This is a genomic window from Bradyrhizobium archetypum, from assembly GCF_013114835.1.
In the GTDB taxonomy this organism is placed as follows: Bacteria; Pseudomonadota; Alphaproteobacteria; order Rhizobiales; family Xanthobacteraceae; genus Bradyrhizobium; species Bradyrhizobium archetypum.
Genome location: NZ_JAAVLW010000006.1, coordinates 40,855 through 58,411, shown reverse-complemented (window position 1 = coordinate 58,411; position 17,557 = coordinate 40,855). Strand labels below are relative to the sequence as shown.

The window sequence follows — 17,557 nt, the reverse complement described above, 5'->3', positions numbered from 1 at the left end:
TTCCCTTCGCGGCCTGTCGATCATGCGACCGACTCTGCCGGCGAAGGGCAGGGTTTTGTAAGGATGCATTGTCTGTAATCGTAATCATTCTGCCAAGCGAAAAAAGGCCGAGTTCGCCTGGAAGCTGTTGCAAACGCCTGAAAAGCGCCGCCTTGATCGATCCTGATATGGGGCGCTGCAGAAAATAGCGCCGCCCGCCATTGCCAAGACACCGTTACCTTTCACCCGAAATTTACCCTCTGTCGGGCTTAGTGAGCGCAATGATCCTCCAAGCCAGGTTCGACGACTGACCGCCATGCACAAGATCCTCCTCGCCGAAGACGACAACGACATGCGCCGCTTCCTGGTCAAGGCGTTGGAAAATGCCGGGTTTCAGGTCTCGCCCCACGACAACGGCATGTCGGCCTATCAGCGACTGCGCGAGGAGCCGTTCGAGATGCTGCTGACCGATATCGTGATGCCGGAAATGGACGGCATCGAGCTGGCGCGCCGGGCCTCGGAACTCGACCCCGACATCAAGATCATGTTCATCACCGGCTTCGCCGCGGTTGCCCTGAATTCCGATTCGGAAGCGCCCAAGAATGCCAAGGTGCTGGCCAAGCCGGTCCACCTGCGCGAGCTGGTCAGTGAAGTGAACAAGATGCTGGCGGCCTGATTCGGCGTCCATTTTGTCCGAAAAGGCCTCAGAAAATAGTCCGAACTATCCTTGCCCGGGCGCTTTGGAGCCGATATACGGACCCCACCCAATACGACTTTTAGGGCACGTAGCTCAGCGGGAGAGCACTACCTTGACATGGTAGGGGTCACAGGTTCGATCCCTGTCGTGCCCACCATCCTTCGCTCGCGAAGCGAGAGAAGGATGCCGCGCCGAAGCCCAACGGGCGAAGGCGGGCTCTTGGCCGCGAAGCAATCGCAGGATCAAGCCTCACGCCGGTAACCCTGCCTTGAGAAGACCGGCCTCAAGACGCTGACGGTCGGCCTCCTGCTTGTAGTGCTGAGTCGCGAGATAGCCGGCCACGGAGAAACCGGGCTCCAGCTTGACGACCTCTGCGGCATGCGCGGCAGCCGCGACGCTGTCGCCCATCTGCGCGAAAATGGCGGCGAGGAAGGCGTGGTGCGTGAAGTCGGGCCGCGTGATCCGCGCGAAGGCTTCGGCGGCCTCGGCATATTTCTCCGCGCAGTAATAGGCGCGGCCGAGATGGCTCCAGAAGCGCTCGGGGTGGAACGGGTTGAGGCGCATCGCCTTCTTGATCCAGTCGATACCCTCTTCCGGCCGTCCCAACCAAGTCAGAAACTCGCCTTGCTGGACCACGACCAGATCGTAATTCGGATTGAGGGCGAGCGCGCGTTCCTGGTGGTAGGCGGCCCTGTCGTGGTCGTCGCGCGTCAGGTTCACCGCGGCCAGGATGCGGTGCACGTCGCTGTCATTGTCATCCAGCGCCAGCGCAACCTCCAGCTCGTCGGCCACCTGCTGGAAGGTGGCGTCGCGGTCGGCGCACCATCCGTAGATCCAGGTCTGGCCCAGCACGCAGGCCTTCCAGGCATGGGCATGCGCGTAATTCGGATCCAGCGCGATGGCGCGGTCGAGCAGCCGCTGCGCCTCCGCGTTGGCCTCCCGCTGCGAGCGGTGGTGCAGCACCTTGGCGGCCAGAACGCACTCATACGCCGCCATGCTGTCCGGTCGCTTGCGCTTTGCGCGCTCTTGCGTCGCGGCCTCGACGCGGCCGGGAAGCGTGGCAACGATCGCGCCGGTCACCTCGTCCTGAATGGCGAAAATATCCTCCAGCTTGCGATCATAGCGTTCGGCCCAAACATGCCGGTCGGTTTGCGCGTCGATCAACTGCACGGTGACGCGGACGCGATCGCCGACCTTGCGCACGCTGCCCTCGAGGACATATTCGACGTCGAGCTCCCGCGCGACCTCCTGCACCTTCACCGCCTTGCCCTTGTGCACGAAGGTCGAGTTGCGCGAGATGATGAGCAGGTCGCGGAAGCGCGACAGCTCGGTGATGATGTCCTCGGTGAGGCCATCGGCAAAAAACTCCTGCTCCGGATCGCCGCTCATGTTGACCAGCGGCAGCACGGCGATCGACGGTTTTCGGGTCGTGATCGTTGCTGCCGCGCCGTCCTTGCCCCTCGTTTGCATCTCGGCCGCATCCGGCTCGAGGCGCACCCGGAACACATGAATCGGGCGGCTGATGTTCTTGACCGTCTGATTGCCAATATCGACGAAGGCGACGTCATCGAGCCGATCGCCGACCTGATCGCGCACCGCGCCTGAGACGCAAATGCCGCCGGGTTCGGCGAGCACCTCGAGACGCGCCGCGACGTTGACGCCATCGCCAAAGATATCGTTCTCCTCGATGATCACGTCGCCGAGGTTGATTCCAATGCGGAACTGGATCCAGCGCGCCGGCGATACGTCGGCATTGCGCCGTGCCATCCGGCGCTGGATTTCGGCCGCGCACGATACCGCGTCAACGACGCTGTGGAATTCCACCAGCATGCCGTCGCCGGTCGTCTTGATGATGCGGCCCCGGTTCTTGGCGATGGAGGGATCGATCAGCTCGAGCCGATGGGTCTTGAGGCGTGCGAGTGTCCCCGCCTCGTCGACCTCCATCAGCCGGCTGTACCCGACCATGTCGGCGGCAAGGACCGCAGCGAGCCTTCGCTCGGGTCCGGGCGCGTTCATTTTTCGCCTCGCTGACCGGCAGTCTAGCAGATTTGCCGCGCCGGCCAAGGTTGCCGACCACGTTTCGGAGCCCCCGTCCAGGTTGCAGCGACGTGATGCAAAATGTGGAGTTGGTTTCAAGCCCGATGACAGGGTAATGCCAGCAACGCGGTGAGGGTCGCAGGCGCATTTAGTACCGCGAACTTCTCGCGCTGGTTCAGATACCCCACCGCCTCCTCGAATGTTTCGGCATCTTCAATCTTGGCACGCGCGATCGCGAGATGCGGATCGACGTCACCGCGCTTTCGCGGCTTTTGTCCGGAGAGGTTTTTCAGGTGGGCTTCGAGCAGGCGAGCATCGTCGAGCAATTCGCGCAGCGGGCAGGCGAGCGACGAATGCGGCGCGCTCGCGAGCTCATTGGCGCGCGCCAGCACCGGCGGTGGCGCCGTCTGCTCGGGGGTCTTGAACAACACTGGCCTGTGATTCGCACCCGGCGATGACGACAGCATCGCGATCGGGATGGAAAGCAGTAGGCCGAGGATCACCGGCGTCATCCAGAGCAGCAAGGGCAGCGAGACGGCGTAGGCGGCAACCGCCATGGCGATCCCGACCAATGTCGGCACCGAATAGGTGGCGACCATGTCGTGCCGCGAGATCGCGCCATCGTCCCGGCGCTGAACCTGCCATCCGGCATCGCGCCCGAACAGGATTTCGCCGACCGCAGACGACTGGAAGATCATCATGACGGGCGCCGTCAGGCCGGAAAGAATCGTTTCGGCGAGAATGCCGGCAAACACCCGCAGGCCGCCGCCGAATTTCCTCCGCGTGTCGCGATCGGTGACGAGCACGACAAAGGCCAGCAGCTTGGGCGCGATCAGGATTCCCATCGTGCCGGCGAACACCCATGCCGCCAGGACCGGATCCTGCGCCGGCCACTGCGGAAACAAGGAATATCCCTTCGGGAAGTATTCGGGCCGGACGAATTGCGCTTGCAGCGAGACCAGAATTCCAAAAATCAAAAAGATCAGCCACAGCGGCGCGGTGAGATACGATCCGATGCCCGTCAATAGATGAAGCCGCGAGATCCAGTGAAAGCCGCGGGTCGGCAGCAGCGCCAGATGCTGCAGATTGCCCTGGCACCAGCGGCGGTCGCGTGCGGCAAAATCCGAAAGCGTCGGTGGAGATTCCTCGTAACTGCCGCGCAGCGTCGGCGCCATGTGGATAGCCCAGCCGCCGCGCCGCATCAGCGCCGCCTCGATGAAGTCGTGGCTCATGATATGTCCGCCGAACGGCTTGCGTCCGCCGAGTTCGGGCAGCCCCGCATATTGCGCAAAGGCACTGATACGGATGATGGCGTTGTGGCCCCAGTAATTGCCCTCCGAGCCATGCCACCAGGCGATGCCCGCCGCCAGCATCGGACCGTACAATCGCCCGGCAAATTGCTGCCAGCGTGCGAACAGCGATCGCGCATTGACGATGATAGGTAGCGTTTGAATCAGCGCGACTTTCGGGTGCGTCTCCATAGCCGCAACGAGGCGCACGATGCTGTCGCCGGTCATCAGGCTGTCGGCGTCCAGAATCAGCATACTCTCATAGCCGGCGCCGAACCGTCGGACCCATTCCTCGATATTGCCCGACTTGCGCGCGGTGTTCTCGGGACGGTGGCGATAGAACAGCGCGGCCGCGCCGCCAGTGTCCTGCCGCAGTTTCAGAAAGCATTTCTCCTCGGCGATCCACACCGCGGGGTCGGTGGTGTCGCTCAGCACGAACCAGTCGAACCGCGATCCCTGTCCGGTTTGCTCGACCGATTCATAAATCGCGCGCAATCTCGCCAGCACGCGATAGGGGTCCTCATTGTAGGTCGGCAGCAGCATCGCGGTGCGGCTGTGAATCGCGGGCAGGGGCGCGCTGGCGTCGATGCCGAGTTCATCTCTCTTTCGGAACAGCAGCACGAAGAAGCCGGCCAGCGCCGACATGAAGGAGAACGCGATCCATGCAAACAGCAGCACGAACAGCCCGAGGATGATGAACTCCAGGATGGTGATACCGCCGACCTGGAGCACCCGGTACATCTCATAACAGCCGCCTGCGGTCAGAATCGCGGTGCCGGTCAGGACGAAGCCGCGCCGCAACCACATCGGCGCAAAGTCGGGCACAGGTGGCGGCTCGAACCGCCGCAACGCCTGCACCGCCATATCGGTTGGCGATTCCGGAGGTAAGAAATCGTTCAGCGGAATACCGCCGGTGCCGGTCGTTCCGCGGCCTTTCGCTATGGTGTCCATCGATAGGTCCAGACCTCCGATACCGGCTCATTGTCCTGCATCAGCGATGCGCGGATTTCGACGGGGGTCTTTTCCTTCACCAGCTCGAAGCTCAAGCGCCAGCCGCCGGTCGCGGGATTCGGCTGGGTGACGATGTTCTGGATTTTCGCCTTCTCGGCCGTGACGACCCCGCGCAGGATCTTCGGATCGACCGATTTCAGCCTTTCGCCGGTCACCTCGAGCACGAAGATCGTGGCCTTGTCGCCGCGCGCGCCGATGCCGGTCCGGGCAAATCGCGCGAGCGAAGCGGGCTTCGGCGCATCCGGTCCCCAGTGCAGACGATAGGTGTAGGTGTGCTCGCCCTTGGCGGCCAGGGCGGCCTTGGGGAGCCAGAACGCGGCGATGTTGTCGTGGATCTCTTCCTTGGTGGGGATTTCGAGCAGCTTCACCACGCCTTCGCCCCAATCGCCGATCGGCTCTGCCCACAGGCTCGGCCGCCGCTCGAAATTCGATTCCAGATCCTGATAGGCGGCAAAATCCTTCTGACGCTGCATCAGGCCGAAGCCGCGCGGATTGAGATCGGCAAACGACGACACTTGCAGATCCCTCGGATTGTGCAGCGGTCGCCAGAGCTCCTCGCCGCGGCCGTTGAATATCGCAAGCCCATCTGAATCATGGACCGCGGGGCGGAAGTCCTCGACGTCCTTGCGGTCGTTCGGTCCGAAGAAGAACATGCTCGTCATTGGGGCGAGGCCGGCACGATCCAGATCGACGCGCGGATAGATCGCCATTTCAACATCGAACACGGTGGTGTCGCCCGGGCGGATGGTGAAACGATAGGCGGCCGATGCGCTCTCGCTGTCGAGCAGCGCATGCACGACGATGGAATTGGCGCCTGCCGCCGGCTTTTCGATCCAGAACGTCTTGAAGAACGGAAATTCCTCGCCCTTGGCTTCGCCGGTATTGATCGAGAGGCCGCGCGCCGAAAGGCCGTATAGCTGGCCCTTGGCTACGGCGCGGAAATAGCTCGCGCCGAGAAAGACGCAGACCTCGTCATAATAGTCGGGCTTGTTGATCGGCGCATGGAGCCGGAAGCCGGCGAAGCCGAGGTCGACCGCCGGACCGGGCGGCGCCAGATCGCCGAACGAAAACAGGTCGGGTTGGTAGGGAATGACCGACGCCTGGCCGTTCTTCACTTCGAAGATGTCGACCCGGTTCTTATAAAAGAATCCGCGATGGAAGAACTGCACCTCGAAAGGGAGTTTTTCGCCGCGCCAGAGCGCGCGTTCCGGCAAGAACCGGATCGCCCGATAACGATCGTAGTCGAGATTGGTGAGATTGTCGGGCAGCTTTTCGCTCGGCGCCTTGTAGGGCTTGCCTGCGAGATCGCGCGCCATTTGCCGGACGATGGAACGATCAAATGGTGCCGGCTGAGCACGGGCTGCGGACGAAAGCCCGGGCATTACGCTAGATACCAACGGCAAAGCGGAAACAGCGAGGAAACCCCTGCGATTCACGAAACAACCTCGCGGTTACTTAACGACGATGCTCGGCAACGCGGTGCACACCGGACGGTTCCCGGTTCCGGAACCAAAATGCCGCTTTTACCCGAATGTCTAAAATCCAGCCGGTGGCGCCCTAGCTGCGCAGCGTCAGGCTAATCCGCGTGACTACGTCATCCCACTTTCGCTTTTCCGCGGCGGGATAGTTGATCAGCACGCAGTTCATGGTGCCGTTGCCGCGGTTGCAACGGTTGTACCAGATCCGGTCCTTGCGGATGCTGGACACGACGAAGAAATCAGATGTGATCCGTTTGTAGATGATGCCGGCAGGTGGCCGTTGCTTGGCGAGGAATCTGGCGGGAGAATCGTTGTCGGGATTGGGAATGGACTGCACCGTGAGATCGGCGCGGCGATCCTCGGTGAAAAACCGTCGCCCGGTTCCGCTCTCGGGCGGCCCGGCGTCGCTTGTGAAGATAGAGACCGGCATATCGACGCTGGTCCCGGTGCTCGGGATCTCGTATCGCCGCCATTCGGCGTCGACGGCAAAGGCGAGGGCGGGAGCACAGATCGCGGCGATGGCGACGGCGGCGACGAAGGGCTTCGCGCGCATGGGACGATCTCCATTGGACTCGAATAATGGAATTGGATCGGGTTCGTTCCTGCTCGATCGCGTTAGTGCGCAGGCCCGCCCGCGAGATGCTTCCCCGCGATATATCCGAACGTCAGTGCGGGTCCGAGCGTGATGCCGGCACCGGGATAGTTGCCGCCCATGATGCTGGCCATGTCGTTGCCGGCGGCATAGAGGCCAGGGATCGGCTGACCGTCGGCATCGAGCGCGCGGGCGTGCTCGTCGGTCTTGATACCGGCATAGGTGCCGAGATCGCCGACCACCAGCTTGATCGCATAGAACGGTCCATCCTTGATCGGCGCGACGCAGGGATTCGGTCCATGAAGCGCATCGCCCTGGTAGCGGTTATAGGCGCGCGATCCCTTGCCGAAGGCGGGATCGCGCCCTTCCGTGGCCGAGGCGTTGAATTCCGCGATCGTTGCCGTAAGCCCTTGTGGATCGATGCCGGTGCGGTCGGCGAGTTCGGCGAGTGTGGTGCCGCGCTTTAGATAGCCGGTCGCGAGATGATGGCGCAGCCGCATCGGGAATGGCGGCACGCATCCAAGGCCGTATTTTCTGAGCGCGCGGTGATCGCAGATCAGATACGCCGTGATCTCTTCGCCGGGCTTCGCCGCCTTCACCATTGCCTGCACGAAATCGTGGTACGAATTGCCTTCATTGGCAAAGCGCCTGCCGTCGCGCATCACGGCGATGACGCCGGGTTTGGCGCGATCGATGAAATGCGGCATCACGCCCTTGGAGCCGTCCTTGCGTTCGGTAATCGATACCGGCACCCACGCCGCCGCGTTCGGTAAATTGTCCTCGATGCGGCCGCCCGCCGCCTCCGCCAGTCGCAAGCCGTCGCCGGTGTTGCCGACCGGGCCTGGCGAGAAATGCTCGGCGCCACTGGGTGCATGCGGAAACATTGCCTTGCGCCTCGCCACGTCATGCGGAAAACCGCCGCAGGCCAGCACGACACCGCGCCTGGCGTTGATGCGGATCAGCTTGCCATGGCGCTCGATGACCGCGCCGCGCACCGCGCCATCCTCGACGGTCAGTTCGTGCACGGGCGACGACAGCCACAGCGGAATTTTCAGGTCGAACGCGGATTTCGCCAGACGGCCCGCGAGCGCATTGCCGTTGGTCAGCGTCATGCCGCGGCCGTGGCGCAACACGTCGATCGCATGCTTCGACAGTCGCCTGGCGACGTAAATCGCCGAGGTCAGCGATTTGGTGGCGCGCATGAAGTGGACGATCTCCTTGCCGGAGCCCAGCATCATGCCGAACAGTGTGAGCTCGGGCAGGGGACTTCCGAGGTTCTTGATCTGCTCGCCCAGCTCACGGCCGTCGAACGGCCGCGTCACCATCGAGCGGCCGCCCTGCGCGCCGCCGGGCGCTTCGGCGTGATAATCCGGAAAGGTCAGCGGCATGTCGAAGCGAACAGCGGTCTTGCTGGTGAAGAAATCGACGGCTTTGGGTCCTTCGCTCAGGAACGCGTCGACCCGCGCGGCATCAAAACTGTTACCGGCCTCGTGCCGCAGATAGGTCTTTGCCTGCCCCTCGCTTTCCTCGATGCCCCAGGCTTTCGCCAGCGACGTGCCGGGTATCCACAGCCAGCCGCCGGAGCGCGCGGTGGTGCCGCCGAAGCGCGGCTCCTTCTCGACGATCAGAACCTTCAGACCGTGGTGCCCGGCAGTGACCGCCGCCGACAGTCCGGCGCAGCCCGAGCCCACCACCAGCGCGTCGCATTCATAGGTTTCTTGTTCGTTGCCCGCCACGCGATACGCCCTGCTTCCTTGTTTCTTGAGCGGGACATTTGGGTGCGGATCGACTGGCCTGTCAATCGCGAGGACACTCGCCTTCTCCCACAAGGGCAGAAGGGAAACCTGCCGTGCAGCCAAGACAGAGCGGCCCTCCGGTAAATCGCTTGCGCCGCCACAGCATCGGCGGCACAGTTGCGGGTGCGGCAGCAAGACCGCCAAGAAACAATCGTCGAGGAAACCTTCATGGCGGCCACGCGGATCGACTGCGATATCCATCCCGCGGTGGGCGGAACCCGCACCACGCTGCTGCCGTATCTCGACGATCACTGGAAAGAGCAGGTGGTCAGCCGCGCGATCGACGGGCTCGATCTCAATTCCTATCCTCCCAACATGCCCTTCGCCGGCCGCGCTGACTGGCGGCCCGCCAACGGCAAGCCGGGCAGCGATCTCAAGATGGTGCAGCGCGGCGCGTTCGATCAGCTCGGTTCGAGCCATGCCATCTGCAATGTGGTCTACGGCGCGCAGGCGGTGTTCGATTCCTATATGGCGGCCGGCTTCTGCAAGGCCATCAACGACTGGATTGCGGCTGAATGGCTGGCGAAGGACGCGCGGCTGAGTGCTTCGATCGTGGTGCCGATGCAGGCGCCGGATCTCGCGGTCGAAGAAATCGAGCGGCGCGCCAGCGACAAGCGCTTCGTCGCCGTGCTGGTGCTGGCACAGGGCGAGACGCTGCTCGGCCGGCGGCATTACTGGCCGGTGTGGCAGGCTGCCGCGAAGCACAAGCTGCCGGTCGCGATCCATGCCGGCAGCGCCTACCGCACCGCGCCGAGCTCGATCGGATGGCCGTCGTATCGCTACGAATATTATCTCGCCGAAGCGCAGGCGTTTCAGGCTCAGCTCTTGAGCCTGATCTATGAAGGCGTGTTCGGCAGATTCCCCGACCTCAAGGTCGTGCTGATGGAGTCTGGCGTGAGCTGGCTGCCGGCCTTCATGTGGCGCGCCAACAAGACCTGGCGCGGCGTCCGCGTCGAAGTGCCTTGGGTCGAGCGCGAGCCGGCCTCGATCATTCGCGACCACGTCCGCGTCACCATGCAGCCGTTCGACGGCCCACCGGATGCCGCGGGCGTTGCCGATGTCATCGAGCAGATCGGCTCCGACAGGATGTTTCTGTTCGCATCGGATTATCCGCACTGGCAGTTCGAGGGCGACGATCCCATGCCGCCGCATCTGCCTGCCAGCATCGTTTCGCGCATGTGCACGGACAATCCGCTCGAGACCTTTCCGCGGCTGCAGCTCGCGGCCTGAGTTTTGGAAGTCGAAGGAGGATCGCATGAGTGACGTCATCGACCGCCCCATCCTCACCGAGGAAGTCGCCGCCCAGAGCCGGCTGCGCATCATCGATTGCGACGTGCATCCGAGCATTCATGCGCATGCCGATATCGAGCAGTTCATGCCAAAGCGCTGGCAGGAGCATTTGCGCACCTACGGCAGCCATCTGCGCACGCCCTATATCGGCACCACGCCGTACCCGCGCTCCTCGCCGCTGATCGCGCGCCGCGATGCGTGGCCGCCGACCGGCGGGCCTCCGGGCTCCGATCTCGATTTCATGCGCAAGCAGCATCTCGATCCGCTCGATATCGAGTACGGCATCTTGCAGGTGCTCGACCTCTTCATCTTCTCGCAGCAGAATCTGGAATTCGGTGCCGCGATCCAGCGCGCCATCAACGACTGGCAGCTTGCCTTCTGGTCCGACCGTGATCCGCGGCTGAAGGCTTCGATCCTGGCCGGGCAGGACGATACGGAGTTCGCGATCGCCGAGATCGAGCGCTGTGCCAGGATCGGCCGCTATGTGCAGATCAACGTCTGCCCGCGCGCCAACGAGCCGCTCGGCCGCCGCCGCTACTGGCCGATCTATGCCCGCGCGCAGGAATTGGGCCTGCCGCTCGGCATTCATGTCGGCGGCTATGGCGGTCATGCGCCGACCGGCAGCGGCTGGCCGTCCTACTATGTCGAGGAGCACCAGTCGAACGCGCACACGATGGCGGCGCAGCTCACCAGCCTGGTGCTCGAAGGCGTGCCCGAGCGTTTCCCCGATCTCAAGATCGTCTTCATCGAAGGTGGCTTCGGCTGGATCCCGTCGGCCACCTGGCGCATGGACCGGCATTTCGATGCGTTCCGCAGCGAGGTGCCGCACCTGAAACGTCGTCCTTCCGAATATGTGAAGGAGCATTTCTGGTTCACGACGCAGCCGATCGACGAGCCGGATGAAGGGAAACATTTGCGCACGCTGATCGAATGGGTCGGCGCCGATCGCCTGCTGTTCTCCTCGGATTACCCGCACTGGGATTTCGACGATCCGCGCTACGCCTTCAAGACGCCGCTGACGGAAGCCGAACGCCGCAAGATCTTCAACAGCAATGCGCGTGCGCTCTACAAGCTCTAAATAGCGACAGGATCACATGGCCCGTCACATCGTCGCCCGTACTTCAGACATCCCGCCCGGCGGCAACAAGGTTTTTGGTGTCGAGGGCCGCGACATCGTCGTGTTCCACGTCAACGGCGAGTTCTTCGCACTGCTCAACCGCTGTCCGCATGAGGGCGCGCCGCTGGCAAGAGCGGCCTGCGTCGCGCGGCTGACCTCGCCGGAGCCCGGCGTCTATCAGCGCTCACGCGTCGGCGAACTGTTGCGCTGCCCCTGGCATGGTTGGGAATTCGACATGCGCAACGGGCAGTCCTGGTTCGACCCGGCGCGCGTCAAAGTCCGTTCCTATCCGGTCGCGATCGAAAGCGGCGAGGAACTGCAGAAGGGGCCTTATGTGGCCGAGACGTTTCCGGTCCGCGTCGAGGACAGCTACGTGATCATCGAGACGTGAGGTGCGCGGCCTGGCACACTCTCACCACACGTCGCCCCCGGCCTCGAGCCGGGACCCATAGCCACCGCTGCCGGCAATGGACAGAGCTGCGGCCCCGTCGCGCCAGAGGTCTGACATCGGTGGTTATGGGTCCCGGGTCGCGCTTCGCTTGCCCGGGGCGACGGGATGTGTCAGCCCATCGACCATCGCGCGCACGATCGCCGCGATCTCTTCGCGTAACGCCTCGACCGGCACCGCGATCAGCTTCTGCTCGAGGCCGAGCAGCACCATGCCGTGCACGGCGGAGAACAGGCTGCGTGCCGTCACGCCGAGTTCGTCCGGCGTTCGCTTTGGAAAGAGTTCGGCAAGCGGATGATAGATATGGCGGAACAGATTCATCTGTTCGTCGATCGCCCATTCCGGAACCGGCTTGCCCGGCGCCATCCGGTGCTCGAACAGCGCGCGCCACAGTTCGAGATTTTCAGCGGCGAAATCGCAATAGGCGACCGCGATGCGCACCAGCGTCTCGCCAGGAGAGGCGGCCCCATCGGCTTCGGCCGATGTCAGCGCGGCATCGAGCCGTGCCAGCGTGCGCGATCCTACCCGCAGGATTAACTCGTCGACATCGTCGACGAGATTGTAGACCGCGCCGTTGGCGATGCTGACATCCCGCGCCAGATCACGGGTTTTCAGACCGGCCAGCCCCCCTGCGGCAATCCGTCGCTCCGCTGCTTCGATCAGGGATTCCCGAAGCTTTGCTCGTTTTTCCAATGTCTTGGACATCATCATCCAATCTTGAGCGTCGCTCAAAATAATTCTTGAGCAATGCTCATGCAGCTGCTACAAACAATCCATGAGCAATGCTCATAACACAGGGAGCTGCAAATGTTCAAAACTGTTTTGACTCTTTTCCGCGGCAGCGTGGCTGTCGCCGGGGAAGAGCTGGAAGACCGCGCGGCGCTGCTCATTCTCGACCAGCAGATGCGCGATGCCGCCGCGGCGGTGGAGCGTTCCAAGCGCTCGCTGGCACTGGCGATCGCCGGCGACCAGCAGGAAGGCCGCCGTCTCGACGCCACCAACGCCCGTATCGCCGATCTCGAAGTCCGCGCCACCGCGGCGCTCGATGGCGGCCGCGAAGACCTCGCCCGCGAGGCGGCACAGGCGATTGCCAATCTCGAGGCCGACCGCGACGCCGCGATGACTGCGCGGACGCTGTTTGCCACCGAGATCGCCCGCATGAAGCGCCAGGTCGCCAGTGCCGAGGCGCGGATCACCGAACTCGATCGCGGCCGCCGCATCGCCCGCGCATCCGAGGCGGTTCGTGCGCTGCGCCGGGGCGGCGTCGAAGCCGCGCGCCCTTACGAATCCACGCTGCCCGAAGCAGAGAACACGCTGAAGCGGCTGCGTGAGCGGCAGATCGAGGCCCAGGCCGCGGCCGATGCCCTGATCGAGCTCGATGCCGCCAGCGGTCCGCTGGCGACTGCCGAAAAGCTCGCCGAACAGGGCTTTGGCCCACGGCTGAAATCAACCGCGGATGACGTGCTCGCGCGGCTGAACGCCAAACGCACGCAAGCTGCCTGAACCACCGAACTGTCGAACTGAAACTTCAAACCCACACACAAGGAGAGTTGCCATGAATAATCCCACTGCCGCTCAACACAGCCCGGCCTGGGTCGCTTTCACCTATATCTCGTTCGCCGCCTCGGCCTTCATGGTCGGCATCGGCATCTGGTTTCTGCCGCTGGAACTGTCGATCAAAGGCTATCTCACGATGGGCTTTCTAATGCTGGTGCAATCCTGCATCACCATGACCAAGACGATGCGCGACAATCACGAGAGCGGCAAGCTGGTGAACCGTATTGAGGACGCCAAGGCTGAACGGCTGCTGATGGAAGTCGAACGAGGTGTGCGTGCCGCGTAACCCGTGACGCGCTGCTGGCGAGGGCAGGCGGCGGGCGTGTTGCGCGCCGCCTGCCACCGGCGCCTGGCTTGGAATGCCGGTAGCGCAATCCGAAATCCTAGCGTCTGCAAATCGCAGTGTCCGCTTCCTTGCAAAGGATGATCGATGAAAAGAGCGTTCGTATTCCTCGTTGTGGCTCCGGTGTCGGTGTTCTTCACAGTCTTGCTGCTGTGGGTCGTTGCCGCAGGCACGAGGTCCCTCGATTTCGTATGCGCCGTGGCCGCGGTGCTATCCATCCTCACCTTGCCGATGGCGGCGATCAGCTGGACAACAGATGAATTTCTGGTTCGCGCCGTTCCAGTCTCCTTGCGGGCGTACCTGACCGCGATCGTCGGCGCGACGGCCGCCATGGGCGAGCTTCTCGCCGTGTTCAACAGTCTGTTCCCGACTTCAATCGTGATGACGTTGGCCATTGGTGGTGCCGTCGTCATGGGCGCATGCTCGTTATTGTCGCATGACTATGGCGGCCAACAGGGGACTTCCATAGAGCCGGTCATCGCATGAAAACCGTTTGACGCAACGTCCAGACCGCATCGGCGATCCGCTGTCGTGTACCAATTTTCTTCGCTGCTCAACGCATCGTTTACCGTGGCTCAACCTGAAGATGATTACATCCCAACTCTTTAACCGTTGCGAGCGCACAAGCCGATGTCAGTTGAACTCGCGTCCCGACCGACCTATTGCAGCGAGTTACGTCGGACCGAACGGCTGCTGATGGAAGTTACCAAAGCCGCGTAACCTGTGACGCGGCGCTGGCGAAGACGGACGGCGGATGTTTTCAGCATCCGCCGTTTGTCTGTCCTGCAGCATGTTTGACCTCGCCAATACATTGTTTACCTTGCGGCAACCGCAACGTGTCGCGCTCATGGCTCCTTAAGAGGGGCAAGCGCACCAATCCCGCCCAATACGGGCAAGTGGCATGGCGTCTTTCTGGATCGGCAATTCGGCGAGTGGTCATGCCTGGGCGCAAGTCCGTTCTGCGGCCGGCCGCCTCGCCAGCTATGCCGCCTTCTGGCTGAAGGCGTTTCACCAGCCGGCCATCGATCTCACCTTGCGCACCCATGCGGGATTGACGACGCGGATCATCGAAAGTCCGGGGCTGTCGCTTTCGCAAGTCGATCTCGATGAACTGGTGTCGCAATTGCGCACCGTCGCCGGCAAGACGCTGCCGGCCGGCGATCTCACCTACGGCATCTTCTCCGGCGACCGCGAGCGGCTGTCGCGCGCCATCGTCACGCTGATCTCGGAGGAGGCGACGGGACGGCCGATCGCCTTCAACGCGCTGTCGGTCATGGAGGTCGAACTCGACGGCGAGCCGGTGGAGGTCACGCATCTCGGCCTTGTCATGGTCGACCCCGACGAGCGGGGGCAGGGGCTCTCCTGGGTGCTGTATGGCTTGACGGCACTGGTTCTCTTTGTCCGTGACGGACTGCGCCCGAAATGGATCTCGAACGTCACCCAGGTGCCGTCGGTCGTCGGCATGGTCAGCCAGACCTTTTCGGACGTGTTTCCGTCGCCACATCCGGATTCGCGCCAGAGCTTTGCGCATCTGCAATTGGCGCGCGGCATCATGTCCCGCCATCGCGCCGTGTTCGGCGTGGGTGAGGACGCCGGCTTCGACGAGGCGCGGTTTATCATCACCAATGCCTATACCGGCGGGTCGGACGCGCTGAAGAAAACGTTCGAAGCGGCGCCCAAACATCGCGACGAGCAGTATAACGCCTGGTGCGCGCGCGAGCTGGATTACGTAAGAGGCGACGACTTCCTGCAGCTCGGCCGCATCGATCTCGCCGGCGCCCGCCGCTACATTCAGCGCGACGTGCCGGCTGGCTCGTTGCCGGCGCTGCTCGCTGCCTCCGCCGTGCTGGCACTGCAGCGGCTGATCCTGCCGCTGCTCTATTGGTTCGATGATACGCGCCCGTTCGGCAGCTTGCGGCCGCGAAAAGGCAACGGCCGATGACGCCAGGTGAAATGACATCCGGCATGATCGCCGATTCCATCGTCAATCTCTGTGGCGCGATCGGGCTCGGCGTCGCCATGCTCACGCTGCACCGGCGCGATCCCAAGGGTCCGCTGACCCGGCGCCTTCTGGTCGCCCTTGGCATTATCGCATCGCTGTTCCTGGTGCGCGGCACGGCGTGGTGGAGCGGCAGCGTGGTACTCAATAACCTGTCGGCTGTCCCGGCCGCGCTGATCCCGCTCGGCGCCTTGATCGTCACCGAAGGCATCCTGCGGCGCCATGCTCCGCGCCCGGCCAAGATCGCGGTTCTGGCCGGCGGCATCGTGCTCGGTCCCGCCGGCGCTGCAGGGTTGGAGACCCTCGCGATGCCCGCTGCGGTCCTGCTTGTGTTGTTCCAGCTCGGCGGCTTTGCCGTCTGCGCCTGGTTGCTGGCAAGGCGCGACCGGGCCACGCTGATGGCGTCGGAGAATCGCAGCATCGCCCGCCTCGCCCTCGGCGCCGTTCTCGTCATTCCCTTCATCGTCACAGACTTCCGGGTGCTGCTGCCGGATATCCCGGTCAGGCTCGGGGCATTGGGGGCGCTGCTCGTCGTCACCGCGATATTGATCGCGGAAGGCGGCGCGGAGACACAGCGTCAGGCGCTCCTGATGGCGGCGTTGCGCCTCTCGAGTTCGGCTCTGCTCGGTATTGCGGCAGCGTTCGTCGCGCCGGATGTCGATGCGGCGCAGGTCATGCGATTTTGTGCCATTGCGATCGCGGGCGTTCTCACCATCGGCCTGATGGTGGACGCGCTGCGCGCCCACTTCGAAGCGCAGGAACCCGGCGTCCTCAATTCCGTCGCGGCGTCACCGGCGAACACCCGCGATGCGCTGATATCGGAACTTGCACGTCATCCGATCTTCGAGAGCGCGTGCCGCTGCCGGGAGGGCGAACTGCTGGCCTACGATCCCGCGCTGCTGCGCGACTTTCTGTCAACGCGGCGGGTGCTGCGCCGCGCGGACGCGCCGTGGGGACTCACATCGTCCGATCCCGCCGTCGAGCGTATCGTATCGTTGATGAAGGCGAACAGCGCGACGCATCTCATTGTCCTCTCGCATGATCCGGTCGACGTCATCGCGCTCGCGGTTCCCGTCATCTCGGCCGATCCGGCTACCGAAACCGCGCTCGCTTTGGTGCGGCGCCTGCTGTCGCTGACGCCGGAAACAGTCTGACGTTCGGTCACGCAGTTTTTGTTCTTACGATTTTTCGCACTCGACCTACGAAATGTGTTTTGACTGTGATAAGACCGCGCCCCGTGGCGGTTCATGACAGGGCAGGGCGATGTCGAAGCAAGCGATGCGTGAAGAGGCAGAGCGCTTGATCCGCGAGACGATGGCAAAGAAGGCCCTCGTCATCAAGCAGGGCAACACCAGGATCGAGGCGGTGTGCGGCAAATGCGGCGCGCCGAACCGCGTCCAGGCCGAAAAGGGCGCGACCCGCGTCAAATATGTCTGCAAGCAATGCGGCGACAGGCAGGTAACGCTGTAAGCTTCCTGCGAACGCAACCAAAGCTGTCATTGCCCGCCAACGGGTCGCGCGAATGCGCGCCCGATGACAGGCTCCGGCAGGCAATCCAGTATTCCAGAGACGCCGGTGAGAGAATCGAAAGGCCGCGGCGTACTGGATATCCCGCATTCGCGGGGTATGACGACCGACTATTCTCCCTTCACAAACCTCGCGAACGCCTCCGTAAGATTCGGATGAAGCTTGTAGGGTGGGCAAGCAAGGGAGCGTAGCGACGTGCCCACGATCGATTGGCAGATTTACTGACGCTGCGTTAGCGATGGTAGCGGCACGCTTCGCTTTGTCTAGCCTGCGCATTTAGACATCTTTGCACCCTGTCGCCCTGGGGCTCGGTGTTCGCCACGCCGAATTGCAGGTCCGATACAGGCGAATATCGGACATGCTGCAGATATGTGAGAACGACGCGATTGACCCGAAG

Annotated in this window: 16 protein-coding genes and 1 tRNA gene; 11 read left to right on the top strand and 6 right to left on the bottom strand. The window is 63.2% G+C overall.

Annotated features, from left to right (window positions below):
* Window positions 1-295: 295 nt before the first annotated feature.
* Window positions 296-655: a cell cycle two-component system response regulator CpdR gene (cpdR, locus tag HCN50_RS20515; protein WP_027539837.1), complete on the top strand. Its 360-nt coding sequence runs from the start codon at window positions 296-298 to the stop codon at window positions 653-655.
* 103 nt (window positions 656-758) lie between these two features.
* Window positions 759-833 (top strand) — tRNA-Val (locus tag HCN50_RS20510).
* Window positions 834-925: 92 nt separating this feature from the next.
* Here HCN50_RS20510 and HCN50_RS20505 read toward each other — a convergent pair.
* From HCN50_RS20505 to HCN50_RS20485, 5 genes are all read right to left on the bottom strand, one after another.
* Window positions 926-2,692 carry an adenylate/guanylate cyclase domain-containing protein gene (locus HCN50_RS20505; protein ID WP_171711504.1) on the bottom strand — a complete coding sequence of 589 codons (1,767 nt, stop codon included), beginning with the start codon at window positions 2,690-2,692 and terminating at the stop codon, window positions 926-928.
* A gap of 116 nt (window positions 2,693-2,808) precedes the next feature.
* Window positions 2,809-4,953: a glucans biosynthesis glucosyltransferase MdoH gene (gene mdoH / locus HCN50_RS20500; RefSeq protein WP_171711503.1), complete on the bottom strand. Its 2,145-nt coding sequence runs from the start codon at window positions 4,951-4,953 to the stop codon at window positions 2,809-2,811.
* Window positions 4,941-6,395 carry a glucan biosynthesis protein G gene (locus HCN50_RS20495; protein WP_171711502.1) on the bottom strand — a complete coding sequence of 485 codons (1,455 nt, stop codon included), beginning with the start codon at window positions 6,393-6,395 and terminating at the stop codon, window positions 4,941-4,943. Before HCN50_RS20495 ends, mdoH begins: the two co-directional genes overlap by 13 nt.
* 175 nt (window positions 6,396-6,570) lie before the next feature.
* A complete protein-coding gene (locus HCN50_RS20490; protein WP_171711501.1) occupies window positions 6,571-7,044 on the bottom strand; it encodes a hypothetical protein in 474 nt (157 codons plus the stop codon).
* 62 nt (window positions 7,045-7,106) lie between these two features.
* Entirely contained in the window at window positions 7,107-8,819 is a 1,713-nt protein-coding gene (locus HCN50_RS20485; protein WP_171711500.1) for an FAD-dependent oxidoreductase, read from the bottom strand.
* Window positions 8,820-9,047: 228 nt separating this feature from the next.
* Between HCN50_RS20485 and HCN50_RS20480 the strand changes: the two genes are divergently transcribed.
* From HCN50_RS20480 to HCN50_RS20470, 3 genes are read left to right on the top strand one after another with little or no spacing between them, the layout of a single operon-like run.
* Window positions 9,048-10,109, top strand: coding sequence for an amidohydrolase family protein (locus HCN50_RS20480; protein ID WP_171711499.1), 1,062 nt, complete (start codon window positions 9,048-9,050; stop codon window positions 10,107-10,109).
* A 25-nt stretch (window positions 10,110-10,134) separates the two neighbouring features.
* Window positions 10,135-11,247 (top strand): amidohydrolase family protein, encoded by a 1,113-nt coding sequence (locus tag HCN50_RS20475; protein WP_171711498.1) that lies wholly within the window; start codon window positions 10,135-10,137, stop codon window positions 11,245-11,247.
* A gap of 16 nt (window positions 11,248-11,263) precedes the next feature.
* A complete protein-coding gene (locus tag HCN50_RS20470; protein WP_171711497.1) occupies window positions 11,264-11,677 on the top strand; it encodes a Rieske (2Fe-2S) protein in 414 nt (137 codons plus the stop codon).
* 123 nt (window positions 11,678-11,800) lie between these two features.
* Here the strand turns inward: HCN50_RS20470 and HCN50_RS20465 are convergent, their stop codons facing one another.
* Window positions 11,801-12,439, bottom strand: a complete 639-nt coding sequence (locus HCN50_RS20465; RefSeq protein WP_171711496.1) for a TetR/AcrR family transcriptional regulator — start codon at window positions 12,437-12,439, stop codon at window positions 11,801-11,803.
* Between the two features lie 102 nt (window positions 12,440-12,541).
* Between HCN50_RS20465 and HCN50_RS20460 the strand changes: the two genes are divergently transcribed.
* The 6 genes from HCN50_RS20460 (at window position 12,542) to HCN50_RS20435 (ending at window position 17,103) form a co-directional block, all read left to right on the top strand.
* On the top strand, window positions 12,542-13,237 hold the full coding sequence (locus tag HCN50_RS20460) for a PspA/IM30 family protein (RefSeq protein WP_171711495.1): 696 nt from the start codon (window positions 12,542-12,544) through the stop codon (window positions 13,235-13,237).
* Between the two features lie 52 nt (window positions 13,238-13,289).
* The gene (locus HCN50_RS20455; protein WP_171711494.1) at window positions 13,290-13,577 is read left to right on the top strand and encodes a YiaA/YiaB family inner membrane protein; all 288 of its coding nucleotides are present in this window, start codon (window positions 13,290-13,292) and stop codon (window positions 13,575-13,577) included.
* 144 nt (window positions 13,578-13,721) lie between these two features.
* Window positions 13,722-14,120, top strand: a complete 399-nt coding sequence (locus HCN50_RS20450) for a hypothetical protein (RefSeq protein ID WP_171711493.1) — start codon at window positions 13,722-13,724, stop codon at window positions 14,118-14,120.
* Window positions 14,121-14,535: 415 nt separating this feature from the next.
* Window positions 14,536-15,576: a hypothetical protein gene (locus HCN50_RS20445; protein WP_171711492.1), complete on the top strand. Its 1,041-nt coding sequence runs from the start codon at window positions 14,536-14,538 to the stop codon at window positions 15,574-15,576.
* Window positions 15,577-15,587: 11 nt separating this feature from the next.
* Window positions 15,588-16,787 (top strand): hypothetical protein, encoded by a 1,200-nt coding sequence (locus HCN50_RS20440; RefSeq protein WP_171711995.1) that lies wholly within the window; start codon window positions 15,588-15,590, stop codon window positions 16,785-16,787.
* A 109-nt stretch (window positions 16,788-16,896) separates the two neighbouring features.
* Window positions 16,897-17,103, top strand: a complete 207-nt coding sequence (locus HCN50_RS20435; protein ID WP_171711491.1) for a hypothetical protein — start codon at window positions 16,897-16,899, stop codon at window positions 17,101-17,103.
* Window positions 17,104-17,557: the final 454 nt, after the last annotated feature.